Annotated in this window: 13 protein-coding genes; 5 read left to right on the forward strand and 8 right to left on the reverse strand. The window is 44.1% G+C overall.

The features are described from left to right. A partial coding sequence (locus tag L4B77_RS18765) for a transposase (protein WP_429752230.1) occupies positions 1-172 on the reverse strand: 172 nt, incomplete at its 3' end. A 242-nt stretch (positions 173-414) separates the two neighbouring features. Here L4B77_RS18765 and L4B77_RS18770 point away from each other — a divergent pair. Further along, positions 415-1,053, forward strand: coding sequence for an inovirus Gp2 family protein (locus tag L4B77_RS18770; RefSeq protein WP_429752294.1), 639 nt, complete (start codon positions 415-417; stop codon positions 1,051-1,053). Between the two features lie 39 nt (positions 1,054-1,092). On the opposite strand, the gene L4B77_RS18775 is transcribed toward L4B77_RS18770, so the two are convergent. From L4B77_RS18775 to L4B77_RS18790, 4 genes are all read right to left on the reverse strand, one after another. Beyond that, positions 1,093-2,574 (reverse strand): hypothetical protein, encoded by a 1,482-nt coding sequence (locus tag L4B77_RS18775; RefSeq protein WP_429752296.1) that lies wholly within the window; start codon positions 2,572-2,574, stop codon positions 1,093-1,095. After that, positions 2,574-3,269, reverse strand: coding sequence for a hypothetical protein (locus L4B77_RS18780; protein WP_429752298.1), 696 nt, complete (start codon positions 3,267-3,269; stop codon positions 2,574-2,576). Before L4B77_RS18780 ends, L4B77_RS18775 begins: the two co-directional genes overlap by 1 nt. A gap of 105 nt (positions 3,270-3,374) precedes the next feature. Then, complete coding sequence (locus L4B77_RS18785; protein WP_429752300.1) at positions 3,375-3,710, reverse strand: hypothetical protein; 336 nt, start codon at positions 3,708-3,710, stop codon at positions 3,375-3,377. 139 nt (positions 3,711-3,849) lie between these two features. Then, the gene (locus L4B77_RS18790; protein WP_040986973.1) at positions 3,850-4,101 is read right to left on the reverse strand and encodes a hypothetical protein; all 252 of its coding nucleotides are present in this window, start codon (positions 4,099-4,101) and stop codon (positions 3,850-3,852) included. Between the two features lie 29 nt (positions 4,102-4,130). Between L4B77_RS18790 and L4B77_RS18795 the strand changes: the two genes are divergently transcribed. Beyond that, complete coding sequence (locus L4B77_RS18795; protein ID WP_429752307.1) at positions 4,131-4,649, forward strand: ribonuclease HI; 519 nt, start codon at positions 4,131-4,133, stop codon at positions 4,647-4,649. Between the two features lie 256 nt (positions 4,650-4,905). Here the strand turns inward: L4B77_RS18795 and L4B77_RS18800 are convergent, their stop codons facing one another. The 3 genes from L4B77_RS18800 to radC are packed head-to-tail and all read right to left on the reverse strand — an operon-like array spanning position 4,906 to position 6,297. After that, positions 4,906-5,349, reverse strand: coding sequence for a DUF2787 domain-containing protein (locus L4B77_RS18800; RefSeq protein ID WP_040986966.1), 444 nt, complete (start codon positions 5,347-5,349; stop codon positions 4,906-4,908). Positions 5,350-5,395: 46 nt separating this feature from the next. Beyond that, the gene (locus L4B77_RS18805) at positions 5,396-5,824 is read right to left on the reverse strand and encodes a DUF2787 family protein (RefSeq protein WP_040986964.1); all 429 of its coding nucleotides are present in this window, start codon (positions 5,822-5,824) and stop codon (positions 5,396-5,398) included. Next, positions 5,821-6,297: a RadC family protein gene (radC, locus tag L4B77_RS18810; RefSeq protein ID WP_315865641.1), complete on the reverse strand. Its 477-nt coding sequence runs from the start codon at positions 6,295-6,297 to the stop codon at positions 5,821-5,823. The genes L4B77_RS18805 and radC overlap by 4 nt, the downstream gene beginning before the upstream one ends. Positions 6,298-6,446: 149 nt before the next feature. On the opposite strand from radC, the gene L4B77_RS18815 reads away from it, so the two are divergent. From L4B77_RS18815 to L4B77_RS18825, 3 genes are all read left to right on the forward strand, one after another. Then, positions 6,447-6,644, forward strand: a complete 198-nt coding sequence (locus L4B77_RS18815) for an AlpA family transcriptional regulator (protein ID WP_429752303.1) — start codon at positions 6,447-6,449, stop codon at positions 6,642-6,644. Positions 6,645-6,753: 109 nt separating this feature from the next. After that, entirely contained in the window at positions 6,754-6,936 is a 183-nt protein-coding gene (locus tag L4B77_RS18820) for a hypothetical protein (RefSeq protein ID WP_429752305.1), read from the forward strand. A 28-nt stretch (positions 6,937-6,964) separates the two neighbouring features. Next, positions 6,965-7,152 (forward strand): transposase (locus tag L4B77_RS18825; protein ID WP_429751068.1); only part of this gene is annotated, 188 nt, incomplete at its 3' end.

Genomic DNA, 7,152 nt, shown 5'->3' on the forward strand with positions numbered 1-7,152 from the left:
CTCTATCGCTGATTTTCGCATCTTTTTTGACGGCTTTACGCCACCCATAAATTTGAGATTCATATAGCGAAAGCTGTCGTGCGGCAGCAGAGACACCGACTTTCTCTGCTAACTTAAGCGCTTCGGCTTTAAATTCAGGAGCATGTTTGATTCGTGTTTTCTTAGTTGTCATTGTTCACCTCGTTAGTGATTGTACTCACTTAACTCGGTGTCCAAAACTTCTGGTGCGGATCAACTACGCTCATCTGAAGTGTTTTGCCAGGTCTAGTTTTGAGGTGGGTAAGGAACAAGTCTTTCCTTATCCAAAGTTGAGATTGGGGATTGCGGTTATGGTTAATATACCTCTATGGTGGAGTGAAATTATTTTTAACAATCATCCACCTTTCTATACCGAATTAACCAGAGGTATAGAAAATGAAAACACTAAAAAAGAAAGTTACTCATAACGATGAGTTCAATGGCCTACCTGTTTTGAAACAGAAAGAAGGCCTGTTAGTTGATTATCTACAAAGGATTTATGACACGCTGGATTTAGCTTTGGATGATCATCCTAGAACGATGGCGGTAAGAGTTGATTTGCGATTACCGCTTTTAATGGTGATGGAAGAATCAAATTTGATGAAAAACTTCATTGCTTCGTTGGATGCGCAAATACAGGCTGATTTAAGAAGGAAAGCAAGAGCAGGGAAACCGAAACGGAAATGTCGATTAAGGTATGTATGGGTGAAGGAAAAAGATAAAGCGTTACATCATCACTATCACCTTGTTCTGCTGTTTAACAAGGATGTATATAACAGCCTGGGGTCATTCTCTAACCGAAACAACCTATCTCACAAAATCAAAACGGCATGGTGTCGGGCATTAGATACTGATCTTGATGATGGCGGTCGTTTAGTGCACTTTCCTGACAATTGTGTATACCACATCGATGTAAATAGCCTTAGGTCTTCTTCTGTTCTTGACGAGCTATTTCGTCGTCTCAGTTACTTTGCCAAAGTACGCACCAAGCAATTTGGTACTGGAAACAGAAGTTTTGGTTGCTCAATAAAATAAAAAAAGAGAGGGGATACATCCCCTCTCGACTCGTTATGATTAGTTAGCAGGCACTATGGGCAGTTCTTCACACATACCCATATTAGCCACGTCCACTAAAGTCTCTAGAGAGTCACCACACTGGGTTTGGTGAGTGCCGTTAGGGTAAGTGGTACGTATAATCCAGATACCTTTGCTGTTCACGTCTGTGATGACATTTTTCTCAGCTGTACTTACAAGTGATGTACGTGTCCAACGTGATGCCCCGTAAGATTCCGTTGAGTCCAGTGAGTAGTTCCAAGTTGAGAACTGGTCCAGCACTGTTGGGTCTGTGATGTTAGAGTACAAACCATCGTTGATTAGGTCATCGATAACAGCATTGTCACCAAAGTCAAAACCCCACATACCAGCTTGTAGTAACACATTGCCGTCTTTCAATTCACGAATGACGTTAGCGTAAGGTACGCTAGAAGAGTACACGAGTGGATCTGCACATGCAGTATGGTCGTCAACTAGAACAGAAGCTGATACAGAGAATGTAACGGTGTCGTTGCCGTAGTCTTTTGAGTTCTGTACGTAATTATTAGTTAAACCACAACCGTATTTGCTGATTTCTGGTAGGTAGTCGATTAGGTCATCAGTGTATTTTTGCACTGCGCCTTCTTCGGCTTTGATTTTGTTACGGTAAACGATGAGACGGCCTATAGTTTCTAAGTCAGCAGTTACTTCAAATACACGTAGAGAATGTGTGTCGGCATCAAACACGCGTTCTTCACGATACCACTTAGTGAAATTGCCTGCGTCGTCTTTCTCAACGTAGTACTCAACTGTAGCTTTCCAAGCGTTAGGGTTCGCATCGACTAGAGCTGAAGTTTCAGCGTAGCCTTTTGCTAGACCGCTGGTTAGAAGCTGGGCTAGTTGATGCTGCTCGGTGTTACCAGAAGCGATGAAGTCTGCGTATAGCTCGTTAGCCGGAATGTTGTAGCGGTTACCCAACTCGTATTCCTTCTCGGCGACTAGACGTGCAACTTTGTTTTGCGCTTCAGTATTCGCAGCCAACTCTTTACAGTTGCTTACGCCACTTTGTAATAGGTCTGTTTCAACAGCTGACCAAATCACTGTAGTGAATGGAGTAGTAGCAAATACATCTTCGCCTACGTTGTCAGATGAGAATGAGGGCGGAAAGGTTAAGCGATAAGGTTTGTCAACTAACCCATAATCGCTATCGTACGCACCAGCAGGTACATCAATGATAATTGGCGAGTACTCTTTACAGATTAAGTCATCTTCTTCAATAGCAAAATCGAAGCGTCCGTTTTGGTCAGTGATGTCACTAGGTTCGTTCTCGTCTATTACACCATTGAAGTTGTAGTCGAGGAATGCAGTAGCACCTTCAACATAACCATCAATCGCCAGTCCGCCAACTTTGGCAGACGTACTTGGATTAGTACTATCTCCGTTACTATCGCTACCACCGCCACATGCGGCGAGTAGTAATAACCCAGATATGCTCAAGGTCGTTTTTATCGTTGTGTGTTTCATTATGTGAGTTCCTTCTTAGAAAGGGGAATGTTGTTAAGTGAAAAATTGTTGGGGTAGTGATAAGCAAAAGTGGTGAGATACGCAGACAAAACCTTATCGATGAGGACTACGTGAAAGGTGTCTTGATATTGATATGCAAGGTAAAGATGGCCTTGCTCCACGATAAATCCCAATGGATTGACATACAGACTCTGAGGCTCATTTATGAGTGATAACCTAACTTCACGTTGGTAAAACACGGCAGTACATAAGGTTTCAAAAACCATACTGCTTGTTTCGTTGGAGTAAGTAGTGACAGGCAGCCGAATATCGATCAGTTTGCGCTTGGTACTCAGAGTGCTAAAAGGTGCGAAAGCACTATCCACCATGAGATGGTAAGAACGTGGTAAAAGCGTTTTTAAGTAGGCTTCTGCCCACAAAAACACCATGTGTTCACGAGGACCTAAAGCCAGTTTTGAATTCGCTGTACGGCGATAGCCATAAGGTTTGCTTGTCGCATCTTGTTCAACATCAAAGTAAGTTAATAAGCAATCAAGACAACGCTGAACAGTACGTTTACTTCGGGCGATCCCTTTATCGCTAACTGCAAGGTGCAGTTCACGTGCTGTTATTTTTCGTGTTGTGGGGATTAGGGAATACATCTCGAATATCAATTCGAGGTGCTCGGCACTTCGTCGATTTGTACTAGTAGACATAGGACCACCAAATTTTAAGCACGCTTATCTGGCCCCAAGACATGAATGTTTGGAGAGAGCGCGGGAAAAATGGGAGGACTGGTGGCCACACAGTCCTAGTAAGGGTTACTTCTTAAAGTTCACTACAAGCTTGTCAGCAAGTGGATACTTAGCGATTTCATAGTCGGGGTTTAACGTCGCGATTTTGTGTGTCGCAATAGCTGCGGCAGAAGCTAAGCCAAAGATGACTGCGGGCCCAGAGGCCAGAGCTGCTGCCATAGTGGCAGAGCGTCCTACGGTATACACACGGCACGACAGCCCTTGCTTTTCTATTAGTCGTTCTACCTTTTTTACCGTTTGGTTGAAATTTTTCACATTCGTTAAAGTGAACGATTCATGGCGCCGAATAAGGTCATTTAGAGACTGTTCGTCAACGTGATGTAATACGTTGCTTTTACTCATTTATTTATCCTCGATCCGCACGTAGAGCACGGTGTTGTAAATTGGTGAAAGAATACGGACGAGTGAGACACATAATGTCTCACTCAATTTTATTGGTATGGTTTTGTGAATTGACACGCAGATTACTTGTGCCATGAAGTTAAAGATCATTCCTCACGTCACGAATATCGCTGAGATAGTAGCCACGCTGGATGAGCTCAAAGCTTGCCAAGAGGCTGCGTAAGTGCAGGGTGGGGTGATGCTTTGTTTCTTCAAATAAATCGTGGTCACTGAGTTCTGTCATTTCAGCTTTGACCTTTTGAAAGTGGGCACTGAGATGGTGATAGCCTGCGAGGGCGGCTTTCAGTAGGGCCTTTAAGATCTTCTCGCGTAGCGGAGAAAAGGTGGTCATAACGTGTCCTTATGGTTCAGGGCACAGTGATGCGAGCGTACTTCATTTTTCACATCACATCCTTATCTGATGAGAGACAAGCACGTTGCGTTGTCAAAATAGAAAAGGAACAAACAATGAAAAATGAATCATGCGCATTGTATATTGCAGTCACGGCGTCCAGTGTCGATGGTGGAATTGGTTTGGTGGTGTACGACAAAGCTGGTGAGTTAATGGACCAGCAATGTTTACCGATGCAGGGATACACCAGTAATACAGAGCTAGAGCTGATTGCGCTGGTGGAGTGCATGCAGTATGCGCGTGATGGCGATGTCATCTACACCAGCAGTGACTTTTGTGTTCGTGGGTTTAACGAGTGGATTGATACTTGGAAGAAAAAAGGTTGGCGAAAGTCAGACAAAAAGCCGGTAGCGAATCGCGACTTATGGCAACAGGTAGATGCACTCCGAGGCGAGAAATACGTCGAGGTCATCAGAGCAACCCCAAGTACGCATCAAGCGTTGAACGAAGCGTATAACATGGCAAAACAAGCGCTTAGCAAGTTGTAAGTCTAGTTTGCCTATGCTTGGCCCATGGATGGTGCTCAGCCCTTGCTCCATAAGGGTTTATTGCTCTCTCTGAGGCGAGCGTTTGCAATAAAGCATGCCGATATAGGGCCTCAAATGGCACCCTATATCGGCATTTTCTTTTGTTTTTTTATCACGGCCAAATACTGGGTTTTACCTTCAATCTAACGTGCTCAGTGAGCACATCAATCCACGGTGTGAATGCGTTGTTGCTATTGGCAAAGTAACTCAGAGAAGTTCATTGCGGCGTAACAGAAACCTGGTCATACACCTCCATATCGGCGTAAGTAAGAAAGTTACTTTCCCATAACTGATAAAGCTCGATGGCTGAGATATTTCCTTTCATTGGCGCCCACCCACTGTACTGAGCATAAAACGACTGATCTCGAAAGTCGAAGTCGAGACAACGTTCCAGCTCAGGATAAGCACTACCCACGTACGCAAAATCTGTCGCGTATTCAATATTCCATCGCCCATCACTTGATTGAGCAATAGCAATTTCAACAGGATGAAAACCGCCCGCTTCAGCGCTGTAGGAACTATCACGAAAGTTAAATACGAGATAAGTGCTGGTGGCAATATGCTCCTCTTCAGCGAGCTTCTCGATAAGACTTTTACTCAGAAGGGAATGGAGTGATTTTGAAACAGGCAAGCTTGAAGCATTAAACAAAATATCAGACATGGTGATGCCTCCTACAAAGGTAAGATTAAAGTGAACAGAAAAGGGTTTAACTGATTTGGCTTAACTGGATATCGCTGAATGCTCGGCGATTTATGTGTCGCTCTAGTGCTGTGCACCAGGTGTTGAAAAGATCTAAAACAGCAGGCTGTGAGAGATCAGCAGTGCCAGCATCGGGCTGATAACACCAATGGTTACGTAAATGAAAATACAACTCGACATCAAGGGAATGGGTACTATTGCTTTGATAAGAAAAGCTGGCGAGAAACGCGAATGACCAAGGCGCCCGATCATTGTCTCTGCTTAATTGTATTTCGACAGGATGTAGTCCCATTCTGGATTGATAGTATGTCGGATCTCTAAAGTTGAATACTAGGCGTTTTGCATCATCAGGAACCTCGAAACGTGCCAATAGGTTATCTATCGTTTCACAAAAGCTGATTGGCAACCGGATACCTCGGTAATCATCGATGATCATAGCAACCCCCTCTCAGCAAATGAGATGCAACTGTCACCTACCACGAAATGGTCAAGCACTCGAATGTCCACCAGCGAGAGCGCTTCTTTTAAACGCCCAGTGATCCGTTTGTCCGATTGTGATGGTTCAGGATCGCCGGAAGGATGGTTATGGGCGAAGATCACCGCAGCGGCGTTAACGTGCAGTGCTTCTTTCACTACTTCGCGAGGATAAACGCTTGCGGAATCAACCGTGCCACGAAACAGCTCTTTAAACTCAATCAAGCGGTGCTGATTGTCTAAGAACATGACCGCGAAAACTTCATGTTCATACCCTGCCAGTTTAAAACGTAAGTAATCAGAGGTTGCCGCGGGACTTGAAAAAGCATCACCACGAACATAACGATCTTTGAGTATTTCAGCGGCTTCTTCGAGCACACGGTGCTCATATTCTTTTTGAGGTAACAAACTACCGTAACGGGGAAAATGGGACATATTCAGGCTTCCTGTATCAGTCATGGAATGGATTCACAGAGATGACATATACCTGAAGAATTTTTGATTATACGTACTCTACGCCGGTGCCACTTTTTTTTACCGAACCTGCTTATCCCATGAGGACCACAGCCATAGGAGGACGTCCCATGAGATTTCTAAAACTAAAAGAAGTAATGGAAAAAACAGCATTAAGCCGTTCAGCGATTTACCGAAAAATGAATGATGGTGAGTTTCCAAAATCCATCAGTTTGGGAGATAGGGCCGTGGCCTGGGTGGAAGGTGAAGTGGATGAGTGGATGGAGAATATACTAATGGAGCGAAAGGCCATAAATTCTGGTAGCTAGTTGAATTAATGGAGGAATATTTATAGTGATTATTGGTATGTATCACTGAAGGCACCGTAGCCATTTGGTACTCTGGCCAGATACTACAAAAATTCAATTGGTGGGCTAGATGGACAAACAGGCGGCAGAGCTGTTACTCAAAACAGCAATCGGTGATGAAGGTGCTCAATTTCGAGATGGTCAATGGGAAGCGATCGACGCTTTGGTTAATCTTAATCAGAAGTTGTTAGTTGTTCAGCGCACAGGTTGGGGTAAGAGTGATCCGCACCAGAAGTTTTGGACACCGAGTTAAGTGAGTACAATCACTAACGAGGTGAACAATGACAACTAAGAAAACACGAATCAAACATGCTCCTGAATTTAAAGCCGAAGCGCTTAAGTTAGCAGAGAAAGTCGGTGTCTCTGCTGCCGCACGACAGCTTTCGCTATATGAATCTCAAATTTATGGGTGGCGTAAAGCCGTCAAAAAAGATGCGAAAATCAGCGATAGAGAAAGGGAGCTCGCCAC

This window comes from Vibrio minamisatsumaniensis, from assembly GCF_050337445.1.
Lineage (GTDB): Bacteria > Pseudomonadota > Gammaproteobacteria > Enterobacterales > Vibrionaceae > Vibrio > Vibrio artabrorum.